The 15,744-nt window shown below is 73.8% G+C and carries 15 protein-coding genes; 3 read left to right on the top strand and 12 right to left on the bottom strand.

Annotated features, from left to right (window positions below; translation table 11 throughout):
• Window positions 1–5: 5 nt before the first annotated feature.
• Together ACFV18_RS11140 and ACFV18_RS11135 are read right to left on the bottom strand one after the other, a co-directional pair.
• Window positions 6–350 (bottom strand): hypothetical protein, encoded by a 345-nt coding sequence (locus tag ACFV18_RS11140; protein WP_380481711.1) that lies wholly within the window; start codon window positions 348–350, stop codon window positions 6–8.
• 103 nt (window positions 351–453) lie between these two features.
• Window positions 454–837, bottom strand: coding sequence for a hypothetical protein (locus ACFV18_RS11135; protein WP_380481709.1), 384 nt, complete (start codon window positions 835–837; stop codon window positions 454–456).
• Between the two features lie 180 nt (window positions 838–1,017).
• Here ACFV18_RS11135 and ACFV18_RS11130 point away from each other — a divergent pair, with 180 nt between their 5' ends.
• Window positions 1,018–2,343 (top strand): cytochrome P450, encoded by a 1,326-nt coding sequence (locus ACFV18_RS11130; protein ID WP_380481707.1) that lies wholly within the window; start codon window positions 1,018–1,020, stop codon window positions 2,341–2,343.
• A 30-nt stretch (window positions 2,344–2,373) separates the two neighbouring features.
• Here ACFV18_RS11130 and ACFV18_RS11125 read toward each other — a convergent pair whose 3' ends face one another.
• The 4 genes from ACFV18_RS11125 to ACFV18_RS11110 all read right to left on the bottom strand — a co-directional run bounded on the left by ACFV18_RS11125 (window position 2,374) and on the right by ACFV18_RS11110 (window position 7,000).
• Window positions 2,374–3,402, bottom strand: coding sequence for an NAD(P)/FAD-dependent oxidoreductase (locus ACFV18_RS11125; RefSeq protein ID WP_380481989.1), 1,029 nt, complete (start codon window positions 3,400–3,402; stop codon window positions 2,374–2,376).
• Entirely contained in the window at window positions 3,399–3,917 is a 519-nt protein-coding gene (locus ACFV18_RS11120; protein ID WP_380481705.1) for an isoprenylcysteine carboxyl methyltransferase family protein, read from the bottom strand. Before ACFV18_RS11120 ends, ACFV18_RS11125 begins: the two co-directional genes overlap by 4 nt.
• Before the next feature lie 16 nt (window positions 3,918–3,933).
• Window positions 3,934–4,992: a type III polyketide synthase gene (locus tag ACFV18_RS11115; RefSeq protein WP_380481703.1), complete on the bottom strand. Its 1,059-nt coding sequence runs from the start codon at window positions 4,990–4,992 to the stop codon at window positions 3,934–3,936.
• 292 nt (window positions 4,993–5,284) lie between these two features.
• Window positions 5,285–7,000, bottom strand: coding sequence for a protein kinase (locus ACFV18_RS11110; protein ID WP_380481701.1), 1,716 nt, complete (start codon window positions 6,998–7,000; stop codon window positions 5,285–5,287).
• Between the two features lie 181 nt (window positions 7,001–7,181).
• On the opposite strand from ACFV18_RS11110, the gene ACFV18_RS11105 reads away from it, so the two are divergent.
• Window positions 7,182–8,000, top strand: coding sequence for a UbiA family prenyltransferase (locus tag ACFV18_RS11105; RefSeq protein ID WP_380481699.1), 819 nt, complete (start codon window positions 7,182–7,184; stop codon window positions 7,998–8,000).
• A 72-nt stretch (window positions 8,001–8,072) separates the two neighbouring features.
• On the opposite strand, the gene ACFV18_RS11100 is transcribed toward ACFV18_RS11105, so the two are convergent.
• A complete protein-coding gene (locus tag ACFV18_RS11100) occupies window positions 8,073–8,354 on the bottom strand; it encodes a hypothetical protein (protein ID WP_380481697.1) in 282 nt (93 codons plus the stop codon).
• Between the two features lie 135 nt (window positions 8,355–8,489).
• Window positions 8,490–8,759: a hypothetical protein gene (locus ACFV18_RS11095; protein ID WP_380481695.1), complete on the bottom strand. Its 270-nt coding sequence runs from the start codon at window positions 8,757–8,759 to the stop codon at window positions 8,490–8,492.
• Between ACFV18_RS11095 and ACFV18_RS11090 the strand changes: the two genes are divergently transcribed.
• Window positions 8,719–9,528, top strand: coding sequence for a DUF5753 domain-containing protein (locus ACFV18_RS11090; protein ID WP_380481693.1), 810 nt, complete (start codon window positions 8,719–8,721; stop codon window positions 9,526–9,528). The two genes, ACFV18_RS11095 and ACFV18_RS11090, sit on opposite strands and share 41 nt — an antisense overlap.
• Window positions 9,529–9,681: 153 nt before the next feature.
• Here the strand turns inward: ACFV18_RS11090 and ACFV18_RS11085 are convergent, their stop codons facing one another.
• The 4 genes from ACFV18_RS11085 to ACFV18_RS11070 all read right to left on the bottom strand — a co-directional run bounded on the left by ACFV18_RS11085 (window position 9,682) and on the right by ACFV18_RS11070 (window position 15,247).
• Window positions 9,682–10,797, bottom strand: a complete 1,116-nt coding sequence (locus tag ACFV18_RS11085; RefSeq protein WP_380481691.1) for an IPT/TIG domain-containing protein — start codon at window positions 10,795–10,797, stop codon at window positions 9,682–9,684.
• 711 nt (window positions 10,798–11,508) lie between these two features.
• A complete protein-coding gene (locus ACFV18_RS11080) occupies window positions 11,509–12,672 on the bottom strand; it encodes a serine hydrolase domain-containing protein (RefSeq protein ID WP_380481689.1) in 1,164 nt (387 codons plus the stop codon).
• 212 nt (window positions 12,673–12,884) lie between these two features.
• Window positions 12,885–13,487 carry an SDR family NAD(P)-dependent oxidoreductase gene (locus ACFV18_RS11075; RefSeq protein WP_380481988.1) on the bottom strand — a complete coding sequence of 201 codons (603 nt, stop codon included), beginning with the start codon at window positions 13,485–13,487 and terminating at the stop codon, window positions 12,885–12,887.
• Between the two features lie 194 nt (window positions 13,488–13,681).
• Window positions 13,682–15,247 (bottom strand): alpha-amylase family glycosyl hydrolase, encoded by a 1,566-nt coding sequence (locus ACFV18_RS11070; RefSeq protein WP_380481687.1) that lies wholly within the window; start codon window positions 15,245–15,247, stop codon window positions 13,682–13,684.
• Window positions 15,248–15,744: the final 497 nt, after the last annotated feature.

Genomic DNA, 15,744 nt, shown 5'->3' with positions numbered 1-15,744 from the left:
CCGGGCTAGGACGAGGCGTCCTCGGGCTGTTCCGGCCGTTCCGGCTGCTCGGGTTGCTCGGGTTGCTTGGGCGGCTGGGGCTGTTGTGGCCGCTCCGGCTGCTCGGGCTGTTGGGGCTGCTCGGGCTGGGACCAGACGGTGCGGTCGCCGCCGCGCCAGGCGACCAGCTCGGCGTCGTCCAGGTCCGGCTCGTCCACGCCCGCGCGGCGGATGAACTCCGCCACGTCCTCCGCCGAGGTGGCCCGCCCCACCGTCCGCCCGTAGATCTCCACCCGCCGGTACGGTCGCGCCCCGCGGGTCGGTGGGCGGACCACGACCGGCGGGTGGAATATGTCTCCGGACTCGCTCATACCCCCAGTGTCGCGCGCCCCGGACGGTCCGGCATCGGTGCAGGTCGGCGAGTGGACGCGGGGCGTGTGCGGCCGGTTGCGGAGCGCGCCCGCCGGAGGGCGTTCAGACGGCGTTCAGGCGGCGCAGGACGCGCAACCCGTCCGGCACCAGCGGGAGGCGGCGGCCGGCCAGCAGCTCGGCGGGTGGGACGAAGCCGCACCAGTCGACCTCGCCCGCTCCCGGGCCCGGCAGCGGCACCGGCGGGCGGTCGGTCAGCACCCGGCGCACCACCAGGAAGCCGGACGCCAACTGCCCATCCGGCGGTCTTTGTTGCGCCAGCAGGTCGTAGTGCCCCGGGTAGTACGCCGCCCCGGCCGCGCGCCGGTACAGCAGCACCCGCCCGGCCGGGTCCACGTGCACCGTGGCGACCAGGCGCCGCAGCAACGGCGGCTGGGGGCCGGGCAGTTCGGCGGTGCGGGCATCCGTCGGTGCGGGAGTGGAAGGCACGGTCGTCCCGTCTGTCGCTGGACCGGGGCCGCGCCGGCCGCCGGGCCGGGGAGGCGACGGCCGCGCCTGACGCATCATCACCACCCGGATGCGGCACGATTGTTGCACACTGTGTACGCGTCGTAACGCATCGTGGCGTTCGCGTGTGCCACCCGCGTCCCGTCATCGAATCGAGGGCCCGTGCACCCCGCCACCGTCCCCGGCGGCCTCCCGCTGCTGGGCCACCTGCCCGCCATGATCACCCGCCCGCTCGCCTTCCTCGACACCCTGCCCGCGTACGGCGACGTGGTCCGCATCCGGGTCGGCCCGCGCGAGCTGTACCTGGTCGGCGCACCGGAGTTGATCCGGCGGGTGCTCACCGACCGGGCCGATTTCGACCGCGCCGGCCCGCTCTACGCGAAGATCCGCACCTTCCTCGGCAACGGCCTCGCCTCCTGCCCGCACGCCGACCACCAGCGGCTCCGCCGCATCGTTCAACCCGCCTTCCAGCGTGCCCTGTTGCCGCGCTACGCCGAGGCGATGACCGCCGAAACGGCCGCTCTCACCGCGAGTTGGCGGGCCGGACAGACCATCGACGTCACCCGCGAGGCGTTCACCCTCACCACCGCCGTCGCCGTCCGCACCCTGTTCTCGGCCGGCCTGACCGCCGAAGCCGCCGAACAGCTGCGCCACGCCCTGGACGTGCTGCTGCGCGGCCTCTACCTGCGCGTCGTGCTGCCCGCCGCCGACCTGCTGCCCACGCCCGCCCGCCGCGAGTACCGCCGCGCGCTGCGCACCTGGCACGCCGGGGTGGCCGCCATCATCGCCGACTACCGGGCGCGCGGCCGCGACCACGGCGACGTGCTGTCGCTGCTGCTGGCCGCCCGCGACGAGGACGGACGGCCGCTGGGCGAGCGCGAACTCGCCGACCAGGTCGCGACCTTGGTGCTCGCCGGGGCCGAGACCACCTCCTCCGCGCTGGCCTGGTCGCTCCGCCTGGTCGCCGAACACCCCGAGGTGGAACGGAAGTTGCACGCCGAGCTGGACGCCGGACCGGCCGGCGCCCCCGCCCGCTGGCAGCATCTCGCCCAACTCCCGTACACCGCACAGGTGGTGAGCGAGGCGCTGCGGCTCTACCCGCCCGCCTGGGCGATCAGCCGCAGCACCACCCGCCCGCTCGAACTCGGCGGCGTCCAACTGCCCGCCGGGGCGCCGGTGATCTGCTGCCTCTACCTGCTCCAGCGCCGCCTCGAGCTGTTCCCCGACCCCACCCGCTTCGACCCCGACCGCTTCGCCCCCGGCGCCGTCCACCGGGACGCCTACCTGCCGTTCGGACTCGGCGCCACCCGCTGTCCGGGCGACCGCTTCGGCACCGTCGAAGCCACCCTCGCCCTGGCCACCGTCGCGGGCCGCTGGCGGCTGCGCCCGGCGGTCGCCGAACCGGTGCGGCCACTGCCCAGGCTGGTGCTCTCGCCCGGCCCGCAGCCGATGCGCCTGACGGAGCGGACCGGCATGGCGGCAGGTTGACGGGATCAGCGGGCCAGCAGGTTGACGGGATCAGCGGGCCAGCAGGTTGACGGCCGCGCGGAACAGCGGCGGGGTCGCGGCGGCCAGCGGGACGATCCGGGGGCCGATCAGCGGGTGGTGCCGGGCGGCCAACAGCGTGCTGGTGAGCAGGCGGTAGGGTCGGGTGGCGCGGCGCCAGGCGCGTTCGTACGCGGCGGGGCGGCCGGCGGTCAGGCAGTGGACGGCGGCCTCGGCGGAGGCCAGGGCGATCGCGATGCCCTCGCCGGTCAGGGCGTCCAGGTACCCGGCGGCGTCCCCGACCAGCAGCACCCGCCCGCACACCCGCGCTGCCGCGTGTTGTCGCAGCGGCCCCGCGCCCCGGACCGGTCCGGCCTCCGCCTCGCCCAGTCGCTCCAACAGGGCGGGAAACGCCGCGAGTTGGCGATCGAAAGGCAGGCGCTGCGAGCCGAGCACCGCCACCCCGACCGCCTCGTCCGACACCGGCGTGACGTACGCCTCCGCGTGCCGCGACCAGTACACCTCCACCAGGTCGCTCCACGGCCGCACCGCGAAGTGGCGCCGCTGTCCGTAGCGTGCCGACCGGCGGGCGCCGGACGGCCGGTGGAGTCCGAGCGCGCGGCGGACGGGGGAGTGCAGCCCGTCCGCAGCGACCACGCTCTGTGCGGTCAAGTCGCCCACCACCACCGCTCGTTCAGTGACGTGCAGGCTCTCCGCACGGCCGGTGGTGCGCTGGACCCCCAGCTGGTCCGCGCGGGCCGCGAGGGCGGCGTGCAGCACGGTGCGGCGCACGCCCAGGCCGTGGCCGGTGCGGAAGCGGGCCTCGGCGGCGCACGGGCCGTCGGCCTCCAGGTAGCGGATGCCGTGGAACGGGCGCCCCTCGACGGTGACGCCGAGTCGCGCCAGCGCCCGTACCGCGCCGGGCATCAGGCCCTCGCCGCAGGCCTTGTCGACCGGCGTCGGACGCGGTTCCAGCACGGTGGTGGACAGCCCGGCGCGGGCGGCGTGGATCGCGGTGGCCAGCCCGGCCGGGCCGCCGCCGATCACCAGCAGGTCGATCACGCGGCGGCCCGGCACAGCGTCAGCGCGGCGTCCTCGCAGCGCAAACGGGTGGCCAGCAGAAGGGAGTTGAGCACGGTGAAGGCCAGCGCCGTCACCCACGCCGTGTGCACCAGCGGCAGCGCGAACCCTTCCACCACCACCGCCAGGTAGTTGGGATGCCGCAGCCACCGGTACGGCCCGCCGGTGACCAGCGGCAGGCCCGGCACCACGATCACCCGGGTGTTCCAGCGCGGCCCGAGCGTCGCGATGCACCACCAGCGCAGCCCCTGCGCGGCGAGTGCCAGCGCCGCCATCGGCCAGCCCAGCAGCGGCAGGAACGGGCGGCCCGCCCACCAGGTCTCCAACAGGCAGCCCGCCAGTAGCCCGGTGTGCAGGGCGACCATCGGCGGATAGTGCCGCCGACCGTACTCCACCCCGCCCCGGGCCAGGCTCCAGGTGGCGTTCCGGCGGGCGACCTGCAGCTCCGCAAGCCGCTCCACGGCGACCAGCGCGACCAGCACGGTCCAGGCGATCATCTGTCCCACCACTCAATCACCAGCGCAGCAGCACGAGTTCGGAGGAGAATCCCGGGCCGAGCGCGAGCATCAGCCCGAACGAGCCCGGTGGCGGCGGACCTTGGTCGATCACCGCGCGCAGAATGTGCAGCACCGACGCCGAGGACAGGTTGCCGCAGCGCGCCAGCGACTGCCGGCTCGGCCCCAACGCGGCTTCCGGCAGGCCGAGTTCCTCACCCAGCACGTCCAACACCTTGGGGCCGCCCGGATGGCACACCCAACTGCCCACGTCCCCCGGCTTCAGGTCGTGCGCGGCCAGGAACGACGCCACCTCCTCGCCGACGTGCAGCCGGACCAGCTCGGGCAGGTCGGGCCCCAGCAGGATGCTGAAGCCGAACTCGCCGACCTGCCAGCCGAGCAGCCGCTCCGTCCCCGGATACAGCCGGCTCCGGGTCGCCACCACCACCGGCCCGCCGCCTGCCGCCGGATGCCCGTCACCGACCGCCAGCAGCGCGCCCGCGCCGTCCCCGAACAGTGAGGTGGCCAGCAGGTTCGGCGGCGAGGTGTCCGTCCGCTGCAAGGTCAGCGAACACAACTCGGTGGCCAGCAACAGCGCCACCCCGTCCGGACGCCCCGCCAGCACCTCGTCCACCACCGCCAACCCGCCCGCCCCGCCGGCGCACCCCAGGCCGAACAGCGGTACCCGCCGCACGTCCTGACGCAGGCCGAGCCGGGCCGCGACCCGCGCCTCCAGCGAGGGCACGGCGATGCCGGTGACGGTGGTGGAGACGACCACATCGATCTGCTCGGCATCCATCCCGGCCGCACGCAGCGCCGACTCGGCTGCCTGAACGGCGAGTTCGGACGCGGCCTCCAACCAGGCGTCGTTGGCCTCCCCGAAACCGTCGAACTCGCCGTACCGCTCCAACGGGAACGCCAGATGCCGGAACTCCACCCCCGCCCCCGTGAAGAACCGCTCCGCCAGCGCCCGTTCGTCCCCCGCCCCACCGCGCAGCGCCGCCAGCCCAGCGGCCAACTCGCCCTGCCGGTACCGATGGGGCGGAAGAACCCCGGACACTCCAGCGATCCGCGTCACCGGCCCAGGATAGGGACCGAACCCACCCGAACCAGGCAATCCGCCCGCGTCGGGCGCGTCCGACGCCTGGCGGCGGTGCGTCAGTCCGCGGCGGGCGACACGGGGCGCCCAGTACGGCTGTGGCGCGCCGAGGTTCCCGACGATCCCACCGTCCGGGGAAAGGCTCGGCGAACGGACCAGCCGCCCGTCCTCCTGCACTACGAAGATCCGATCTTCCTGCCATCGGACCCCACTTCGGGTCGGACCATACGCGCGCACTCCGACAGCCGGGCCCGGCGCCGGAGGCGGATGGTCAGAGGCGGAGGGTGCTCCAGCCGCGCGTGATCTCCTCGCGGACGTCCGTGGTGCCGTCGGGTTGCGCGGACGTCAGCAGCGCGAGCAGCGCGGTGCCGTCGGCCGGGCGGGCGGCCGGGTCGGGGGTGAGGGCGCGGGCGACCACGTCGGCGAGCGCCGGGTCCAGGGAACGGACGGTGGCGAGGGCGGTCTGGTCCGGGCCGGTGTCGATGATGCGGCGGATCACCCCGCCGGTGCTGGTGGCCGCGAACGGGCTGGCCCCGTGGGCGGCGCACACCACACAGCACGCCCACGCCCAGATGTCGGCGGCCGTGCCCACCCGCTCCTCGCCGAACTGCTCCGGAGCCATGTAGGTGAGCGTGCCCGGCCCCGCGCCCGTCATGGTCAGCCGGGTGCCGTCCACCAGAGCGGCGATGCCGAAGTCGAGCAGCCGGGGCCCGGCCGAAGTCAGCATGATGTTCGCCGGCTTGAGGTCGCGGTGTACCAGACCGAGCCGGTGAACACCCGAGAGCGCCACCGCCAACGCCAGGCCGAGCGCCCGCAGCGCCTCCGGGGACCGGACCGGCCCGTTCTCCCGCAGGTGGGTGTCGAGCGGGCGCCCGTCCAGCAACTCCATCGCGAGGAACGGCCGGCCCGCGTCCACGCCGGTGTCCAGCACCCGCGCGGTGTACGCCCCCGGCACCATCGCGAGGACCTCGGACTCGCGCTGGAAGCGTCGCAACAGGTCAGGATCGTCCAGCAGTTCGAGGTTGATCGTCTTCAACGCGACCTGGGTGGCCGCCCCCTCGCGCCGCGCCAGGTACACCGTCCCCATGCCACCCGACCCGATCCGGCCGAGCAACTGGTACCCGCCGATACTGCGCGGCTCGTGCCCGCTCAATGGCTGATGCGGCACCTGGGCGGCCGCCCGAACGGGCACCGGGGGAGCGGCGGGCGGCACGGCGGGCGGGGACGGGGCGGCGAGAGCGGTCGCCGGGGCGGTGACCGCGGTGGCGGGCGGCGCGAACGGCTGTGCGGCGGGCTGGGCATGCGGCTGTACATACGGCTGGCCCCAGGGTTGGCCCTGGGGCTGCGCGTAGGCCTGGCCGTACGGTTGGCCGTAGGGCTGCGCGTAGGGCTGGCCGATCGGTGCGGCGGGCAGCGGTGCGGGGTGACGGCGGGCGGTGATCAGCGCCACCGTCTGAAACACCAGCGCACCGATCACCACACCCAGCGGCAGCACCAGCACCGCCAGGACCGCGAGCACCCCGAGCACGATCCGGCCGCGCCGGCGAAACCGCCCGTCCGACGCCACCTCGGGCGGCATACCGACCGTCAACAGCGCCCGCCCCACCCGATGAGTGAGCAGCAGCAACGCGCCCACCAGCAGCGCCGAGACGAGCCACAGCCAGATCCGCAGGCTGGCGGTGTGCAGCCGGATTGCGACCCCGAGCGGGTGCTCGTCGGCGAACGCCGCCGGGCTGCGCAGCACGTCGAAGCCGGCGTTCAGGAAGACGTTCATCAGGACTTCGAGCGCAGTCGCGACCACCACGCACACCGCCAAGTCGCCCACCACCGGCCCGACACCGGGCGGCGCGGCCCCGGCCGCGGTGGCCACGGCCCGGGCCCGGAGCGTGCGCTGGGAGCGCCACAGCAGCGGCAGCGACAGCAGGCGCGTGACCAGTGCAAGCAGCAGCACGAGCGACAGGTCAACGGTGAGATCGGTGTTCAGCACCGTCGGACTCCCCCTGGTCGGCCGGTGAACGGGCACCGGGAGTATATGTGCGGCGCGTTGCTCGCGGCGCGACAACTCCGGTATCCCACAGCATTCTTGACATTCCACCTCATTGTGCTGCGCCGAACGGTCGGCGCGGTGATCCCGCCCCGCCGGCGCGCGGACGGCTAGCGTGGCGGACATGAGCGGCGCAGCGGTGGTGCCCCGGGCCCGGGTCGGGAGCCTGATGCGAGCCTGCCACCCCGTGCCCGCCGCGGCCGTGACCGGACTGGCCGGGGCGATGGCCGTCGGTGCCGGGCGCGGACTGGTCGGGACGCTGCTCACCGGCGGCGCGGTCGCGGCCGGGCAGCTCTCGATCGGTTGGAGCAACGACCTGATCGACCGGCAACGGGACGGGGCCGCCCGGCGTCCCGACAAGCCGCTCGCCTCGGGCGAAGTGACTGTCCGCCGGATCACCGCCGCCATCGGCTGGGCGATCGCCTGCTGTGTGCTGCTGTCGGCGGCGTGCGGGTTCGCGGCAGCCACGGTGCACCTGGTGGCAGTGGCCGCCGGGTGGGCCTACAACCTGCGACTGAAGGCCACCTGGTGGTCCTGGCTGCCGTACGCGGTCGCGTTCGCCCTTCTCCCCGCCTTCGCGACCCTCGCGCTGCCGGGCCGGCCATGGCCCGCCGCCCCCGTCCTCGGCGCCGGCGCGCTGCTCGGCGTCGCCGCCCACTTCACCAACGTCCTACCGGACTTGGCCGCCGACCGCGCCGCCGGAATCCGCGGCCTCCCCCAACGCGCCGGCGCCCGCACCTCGGCCCTGGCCGCCGTCCTCGCCGCAACCGCCGCCGCCCTCCTCCTCGCCCCGGGCTGGCCCGTCCTCGCCATCGCCGCCCTACCCGTGCTCGCCACCCTCCTCGCCCCGCACGGCCGTCTCCCGTTCCTGTCCGTCATCGCCGCGGCCGCCCTCGCACTGGCCCTCCTCCTGCTCAACGGCGGCCTGCGTACCGGCCCTTAGCCCTGGCGATCCGTGCGCGCGCAGCAAGGCTCAGGCCGTGCGGACGGCCTGAGCCGAGTGCTCATGACGGGATCAGGGAGTGACTCCGGCATGCTGAACGACGGTGGACGTCGGAGACGGACTGGTGGTACCGGCGTTGTCGCCGCCGCCGGAGGTGATGCCGATCAGGAACAGCAGGGCCAGCAGCAGCCCACCACCCCCAGCGGCCGCCTTTCCACCGCCGGACCCGCCGCGGTAGCCGGTGTAGGTGGAGCTGCGGGCGGCGTTGTTCGCGCCGTTGATCGTCCGGATGTGGGGCCTGACATAGGTTCCGTCGTTTCGGTAGTGGCCGCGAACCGGGACGGTCTTGGTCATCGACACTCCAGAGAGGGTTGTGGACATGCTCCCCGCACGCGGCGATTCCACCACCCGGCACTGACAATTCTGGGCGCCACCAACGGAGTTGGCCGATAACCTGCGAAATCCGGAGAGCTTCCCCAGCCGCTCGGCTCAGATCGGGCGATCAGGGCCGTCCAGCCAGGCGTGCCAACCGGTCGGGGTGACGGCAAGTCCGAGCCGCTCGACGCCGGGCTCGCCCGCCCGCTGCCACCAGGCGACGGTCCGCTCGAAGTCGTCCCACAGGCGGCGGTCGCCGCACTGGCGGACGTGGTGGACGTCCTCGCCGTCGCGGAAGGTCGCGGCAGCCCACGCCGGGGCGGTGAGGGAGTACAGCCACAGGGTGTGGGCGCCGTCGTCGTGGACCTGGACGGCGTGGGTCACGTCCCGCAGATCCCGCTTGCTCTCTGCCCGGTGCGGGTGGCATGCTGCCAAGACGTCCCGCATTCTGAGCGCCAAGGCCGCCCCGTCCGACTCGGACATTCGGGCGTGGTGCTCAGCATCCGGGGCGGAAGACCAAGCAGAGGACCTGATCGCCACCGCACGCTCAGTGGACTCGATGTACCTGGAGTGGCGCAGACTCCATCGAATGGGGATGCGCAAGGTGCACGAGGACTTCTACGCGCTCCATGAGCGGACGATCCTCTGCCGCGTGTATGCCTCGAACGTGCCTCCCGGGTTCTTCCAAACACCGGCCTTCGCCACCGCTCTCATGACTGCCATCACCGAGTTCCAAGGCACCCCGGACGACGTTGCTGAGGCCGTTGTCGCACGTGTCGCCCGAAGCCGATTCCTGTACGAGGGGAACCATCGGTTCGTCGTTCTGATGGAGGAGTGGGTCCTTCGGTCCTGGGTCGGCAACCGCAGCGCGATGGTCGGCCAACTGTCCCACCTCTTGGACGTGATGCGGCTGCCGTCGGTCTCCTTGGGCATCATTCCAATGGGTGCCGCCCGCACGATCTGGCCGCTTGAGGCCTTTTACCTCTACGACGACCGCCAAGCCCTCGTGGAAACGCTCACTGCTGAGGTCAATGTCACGCAGCCCCGCGAGCTTGCCGACTACATGCGAGCCTTCTCCGGATTGGCTTCCAGCGCGGTGTACGGCGACGCCGCGCGGGCCTTGATTGGGGCCGCGCGCAACGCACTCGGGTGATTCGGCACATCAGTCGCCACCGGTACGGTCTGGGCGGAGTGGCCCTGCTGGTCGGCGACGCCACGGACCGTCGGACGGCAGCCGAACTGAGGGGTGGCCGCAGGGCGGCCGTGACCGGACGTCACGACCGCCCCACGGCCCGCGCGGGTCGGATCAGTTGTGGCGGGCCTTGCGGCGGCTGAGTACGACGGTGAGACCGCCGACCAGCAGCAGGGCGCCGCCGGCCGCGGCCGTGCCGAGTACGGTGGCGCCGGTGCTGGCGAGGACGCCCGAGGTCTGCGGGGTCGCGGAGGCCGACGGGGTCTGCGTGTCGGGAGAGCTCGGCGTGGTGGAGGAGGCCGACGCGCTGGGGCTGTGGGTGCCGGGCGTCTGGCTGCCGCCGGTGGACGACGGCGACGGCGAGGGGGTGACGGCGTCCTTGACCGTGAGGTCGGTCGCGCAGCCCTTCTGGGTCTCGCAGTCGCCGCGCGCGTCGTCCGGCGCGGTGACGGAGGTGGACAGCCGGCGGTCGCCCTTGCCGTTGACGGTCACGGAGTACGTGATCGTCGCGCGGCCGCCGACCGAGAGGTCGCCGGTCCAGAGCATCCTTCCGTTCCTGACCTCGGCGGTGCCGGAGTCGGCCTTGACGTCGCCGTTGTAGTCGGCGTCGTCCAGCACCTGCGACAGGTCGTCGAGGATCCCGAGTTCCTTGACCGCGCGGTTGCCGTGCTGGACGACGGTCACGGTGTAGGTCACCTTGTCGCCCGGGTGAACGACAGAGCCGGACTTCGGGTCGGAGGTCTCCGTGAAGGTGTACATCATGGCCGGGGGTGCGTCGTAGGTGAACTGGCCGGTGCTGCTGGTGCCGCCAGGGGTGGTGACGGCCACGGCGACGGCACCGGGGGCGGTGCCGGCGGGGGCGGTGGCGGTGATGCTGGTGTCGCTGTCAACGGTGAAGCCGGTGGCCGGGACGGAGCCGAAGGACACTCCGGTCGCCCCGGTGAGGTGGGTGCCGGAGATGGTGACGGTGGCGCCGCCCGCGAGGGGGCCGTGGCCGGGTTCGATGCCGGTCACCGTGGGGGCCGGGGCCAGGGTGTCGAGGGTGACGCTTCCCAGCTGCCGGTCGAGGACGTCGCGCGCGGAGGCGAGAGTGGTGACGGTTCCGCCCGCGGCCGGGGAGTCGGCGTGCGCGGGTGCGGCCAGGGTCAGCAGGCCGAACGTGGTGGTCGCCGTGGCGAGCAGCGCCGCGGTGCGGCGGGCCGGTGTCGCGGCGAGTACGGAACGAGACATGAACACCCTTCATGAGGTGTCGGGCCGCGCCATGCCGGGCGAGGCCGGTCCGGCGCGGTCGAGCGGGGGCGCGTGAGCGCGGCCGCCCGCTGGACGGTAGTTGTCGGTGGGAACGCGCCGCACTCGGCCGCCGATGGTCACACCAGGGCGTCGGCGATGTGGGCGCAGTACCGGCGGTGATCCTTTCACACCATCCACAAGTGGGCTCCACATTCCTCAAATTCCGGTATGACAAACTGATCTGTTGACGCGTCAGCGACACCTACGGCATGGCGAAGCGGCGTCCGGACTGCGGGGGCGATCCGCTCGACAGGCGCGGCAGCGGGGCCCGGTGATGGCCCCGACCGCCCGCCGTGCGTCGCGGGCCGGGTCGGCCGGGAGTTGACCGTGGTGGGCGCGGAGCTCCGACCGGTGATCGGCGGCGCGCCCGCCTGATCGCCAGGCTGGAGCGGGGAGTTGGCCGTCCGGCTGCCCCGGCGCCCGGATACGGTCGGGCAGGCCGCGAAGGAACTGGTGAGGCGACCTGGACCAAGGGTCGCGGCTGGGCGTTGACCGCCGGCCTGAACGCCTGCACCCACTGCGCCGCCACGAATCCGCGCGTCGCCGCCCAGGCCGCCCCTCGGATCGCCGAGGCACTGCGCGGCTGACAAAAGCCGACAAGAGCCGACAGAAGCCCGACCGAGGCAGGCCGGAGGCAGGCCGGAGGCAGAGTCAGCGGGCGGCGGCAGCCGCCTCGCACAGCGCGCCGTCGACCAGGTCGTCGAGGTGCTGCCGCCTCGCGGAGTCGGTGACCTGCTCCGTCACGGCGACGCTCGCGGCGCGGCCGTCCTCGGTGGCGCCGCCGCGCGTCTCGTAGCCGGGGAAGCTGCCGCCGTGGCCCCAGTACCGGCCGCCGCAGGAGAGGGGGCGGCTGACCAGGCCGAGGCCGTAGCGGGCGCCGGGGCCGAAGGTGGCGTCGGCGGTGGCGGTGGCGGCCTGCATCTGGGCGAGTTGGGCGGCGGGGAGGAGTCGGCCGGGGGTGAGCAGGGCGGTGAAGAAGGTGTCCAAGTCGGCGTTGGTGGAGACCAGTTGGCCCGCTGCCCAGGCCCAGGACGGGTCGAACTCGGTGACGTCGAGCAGGTGGCCCGCGTCCCGGTAGTAGCCGTGCGGGTGCGGCCCCCGGAGGGCGGTCTCGCCGGGGGCGGGGAAGTAGGTGTGGCGCAGGCCGAGGCGCTGGACGATGCGCGTGTCCAGCTCCTGGGCGAGGGTGTGGCCGGTGACCCGTTCGACCAGCAGGCCCGCCAGCAGGTAGTTGGTGTTGCTGTACTGCCAGGACGTGCCGGGGCGGAACGCGGCGGGGTGCCGCAGCGCGAGGTCGAGGAGTTCACGGGGCTCGAAGTGCCGGACGTCCTCGCCGAGGTAGTCGCTGTAGTTGGGCAGGCCGCTGGTCTGTTGGAGCAGTTGACGGACGGTGATGTGCCGTCCGTCGATGCCCTTTCCACGGACCAGCCCGGGCAGGTAGTGCTCGATGTTGCTGTTCAGGCGCACCCGGCCCTCGGCGACCAGTTGGAGCACCACGACGGCCACGAAGGTCTTGGTGTTGCTGCCCGCCCTGACCTCCCCGTCGAGCGGCACCGGCGCCCCGGTCGCCACGTCGCCGACGCCGGCGGCGCCGCTCACCGTCCGGCCGCCCGGCTCCCGGACGGTGACCAGCGCGCCGGGAACCCCGAGCTCCGACACCAGGGCTTCCAGCGACCGCTGGACACCCGGCGGCGCGGGCGCAGGGGCTGAGGCGACGGCGGGCGACGCGACGGCGAGCAGCGCCAGGACGGCCGCCGCGGCACCGGCGGTGACGGTCCTGCGACGACAACGGCCTGGCACAGAAGGCGAGTTCACGAGCGGAAATCCTCCGGTCAAGGGCAGCGGTTACGGTGCGACCCACACCATCACGCGCCCCGCCGCCCGGTCGTCGCCGCACCGGACGAACCCGGCCCCTGCTGCGGTCGCAGCGCGGAGCCGGGCGACTGATTCCACCGGGGTACACCGACCCTGATGGCCCGTCAGGGGCGACGTACCTCCCCGGGCGGAGAAGGCGTCGGCGTACCCCCTCAGGCGGAGAAGCCGCCGTCTACGGAGATCACCGCGCCGGTGACGTACCGGGCGTCGGGGCTGGCCACGTGGGCGACGGTGGCGGCGATCTCCGCCGGGTCGGCGTACCGGCCGAGCGCGGTCAGTCCGGCGATGGCCGCGGCGTTCGGGCCGTCGGCGGGGTTGGCGTCGGTGTCGGTGGGGCCGGGGTGGATGAGGTTGACGGTGATGCCGCGCGGGCCGAGTTCGCGGGTCAGGCCCTTGGTGAGGCCGATCAGGGCGGTCTTGCTCATCGAGTACAGCGCGAGACCGGGGAGCGGGGCCCGTTCGGCGACGTTGCTGCCGATGCCGATGATCCGCCCGCCGTCGGCCAGGTGCCGGGACGCGGCCTGCGCGAGCTCGTACGGCGCGCGGACGTTGACGGCGAGCGTGGCGTCGATCTCGGCGCGGCCGAGCTGCTCCAGCGGGCCGACCAGGAACACGCCGGCGTTGTTCACCAGGACGTCCAGCCGGCCGAACGCCTCGACGGTCCGTTCCACCGCGGCGTTCAGCGCGGCGGAGTCCGCGCTGTCGGCCCGGACGGCCAGGGCGCGCCGGCCCAGGCCCTCGATCCGTTCGACGATCGGTCCGAGACCTCCCGCAGGGCGGCCTTCCGGTCCAGGTCGCCGTCCTCGAGGATCACCCGGTGGCGGATCACCAGTTCGGGAAAGCGCTCCCGGACCGGCGCGAGGAACTCCCGGACCTGGGCCCGCGCCAGCCGGGCGCGCCGGTCAGCAGCGCGCAGACGGCGAAGGCGAGCGCATCCCGAGGCGCCGGTTCAGAGGCCGAACACGCCGTACGCGAAGCCGTCCGCGTGCAGCGCCGAGTGCGTCAACGACACGCCCCGCCCGAACAGCAGCCGCCCCGGCAGCTCCCGCTCCACCGGCAGGTGCGCGGGCGTGCGGCGCGGATTGACCACCACCAGGTAGCGGCCGCCGCGCACGTACGCCAACGGGTAGCCGCTGTGCAGCAGTTCGACCGACCCGTCCGGTCCGAGGGCCGGGTGCGCGCGGCGCAGCGCGATCAACTGCCGCACCTGGTGCAGCAGCGACGCCTGGTCGGCGCGCTGGGAGGCCACGTCCGGACGGTCCGGTGCCGGGTCCAGCGGCAGGTAGAACCGCTCGGCGGGCGCGGAGGAGAACCCGGCGTCCGGCGTCGCGTCCCACTGCATCGGCGTCCGGCAGCCGGCCCGGTTGTAGCGCGGGCCCAGCACGCTGCCCTCGGTGTCCGGCAGGCCCGGCACGAACCGCATGCCGATCTCGTCGCCGTAGTAGATCGCCGGGACGGTCGGCCAGGTCAGCTGGAAGGTGAACGCGGCCGCCAGTTGCTCGCGGGTGCGCGGGCCGCACGCCAGCCGGGAGTAGTCGTGGTTCGCGGTCGGCAGCGAGGCGAAGCCCCCGCCGTCCATGGCCTGCGCGGTGCGCTCCCACTCGGCGACGAACGGCCGCATCGAGCCCTGGCCCTCGGCGTCGAAGTAGCAGGCCTGCTGCGGCCAGTGCTCGTGCACCGTGCCCGTGCCGTTGTCCCACAGCGAACGCAGCGCGGCGCCGTCGTCCGGGCCGCCGAACTGGAGGAAGAAGTCGCCGTGGAAGCCCATCGGCACCGACCGCGCCGGGTCGCCCCACTCGGCGAGGATCACCTGGTCGGGGTGGTGGGTGTCCATCCAGGCCCGGGTCTCCCGCCACAGCTTGCCGGTCTCCACGAACCCCGGGTCGTCCTTCACCAGCGAGGACGCCATGTCCACCCGGAAACCCGAGACGCCCAGGCCGAACCAGTGCGCCATGATCTCCCGCAGCGCCGCCCGGTTCGCCCGCGGGCCCTGCGCGTCCACCGGCTGCCGCCACGGCTCGGCCGAATCCCGTTGCGCGTAGCCGAAGTTGAGGGCCGGCTGGAAGTCGAAGAAGTTCGGCCGGTACCAGCCCGACCGGCTCCCCGGCGAGGCCACGTACCCGGGCGCGGGCTGGTCCGCCCAGATGTACCGGTGATCGTCCGGGTCGCCCGCCGAGCGGACGAACCACGGGTGCTGGTCCGAGGTGTGGCCCGCCACCAGGTCCAGCAGCACCCGGATCCCCGCCCGGCGGGCCGCGTCCGTGAACTTCGCCAGGTCCTCCGGCGCGCCGTAACGCGGCGCGGTGGTCAGGAAGTCCGCGACGTCGTACCCCGCGTCCCCGAACGGCGAGGCGAAGCACGGGTTGAGCCACACCGCGTCCACCCCCAGCCACTGCAAGTACTCCAGCCGCTCCGTCAGCCCCGCGAAGTCCCCGATCCCGTCCCCGTTCCCGTCCGCGAAACTCTGCGGATAGATCTGGTACAGCACCGCGCCCCGCACCCAGTCCGTCCCCACACCCGTCCCCTCTCGCCCCGAACACCACAGCGGTATCCCTCAGCCATGCCCGGCCCGACCCCCCGGGAACCGGACGACCTCGCGGGAACCGGACGACCTCGCGGGAACCGGACGACCCCGCTACCGGCTCGTGGTGGCGAAGCGCTGAGGGCGTGCGGGCCGGCCGGGCCGGCGGTGACGGCCTCGACGAGGGCCCGCAGGGTGGGGCGGCGCACCGGCGGCGTGGCGAGCGCGGTGGAGAACTGCGACTGGCCGCCGGGGCGTTGCATGAAGGCGACGAGTTCGCGGGCGATCGCGCGGGCCGCGTCGGGGCCGTGGCCCAGCTCGGCGGCGATCGTACGGACGCCCGCGCCTTCGCGCAGCCGGTCGGCCATGTGGACCCGGTCTTCCTCGCGCGACCACCAGAAGGCAAGGGTCCCGGGGCCCTCGTCCGTACGTCCGGAAATTCCCCCGTGGCCGGGAAACCGTCCCTACCTGGCGGGAAGGCCGGCTTCCTA

This window comes from Kitasatospora sp. NPDC059673, assembly GCF_042734215.1.
Taxonomy (GTDB): Bacteria; Actinomycetota; Actinomycetes; order Streptomycetales; family Streptomycetaceae; genus Kitasatospora.
Note: the sequence above shows the minus strand (reverse complement) of the source record. Positions and strands in the feature narration are given on the sequence as shown.

Excerpts from the sequence above, each read along its gene's own strand:
- ACFV18_RS11120 (WP_380481705.1), bottom strand. The coding sequence starts at position 3,917 with ATGATCGCCTGGACCGTGCTGGTCGCGCTGGTCGCCGTGGAGCGGCTT.
- ACFV18_RS11140 (WP_380481711.1), bottom strand. The coding sequence starts at position 350 with ATGAGCGAGTCCGGAGACATATTCCACCCGCCGGTCGTGGTCCGCCCA.
- ACFV18_RS11100 (WP_380481697.1), bottom strand. The coding sequence starts at position 8,354 with ATGACCAAGACCGTCCCGGTTCGCGGCCACTACCGAAACGACGGAACC.
- ACFV18_RS11085 (WP_380481691.1), bottom strand. The coding sequence starts at position 10,797 with ATGTCTCGTTCCGTACTCGCCGCGACACCGGCCCGCCGCACCGCGGCG.
- ACFV18_RS11105 (WP_380481699.1), top strand. The coding sequence starts at position 7,182 with ATGAGCGGCGCAGCGGTGGTGCCCCGGGCCCGGGTCGGGAGCCTGATG.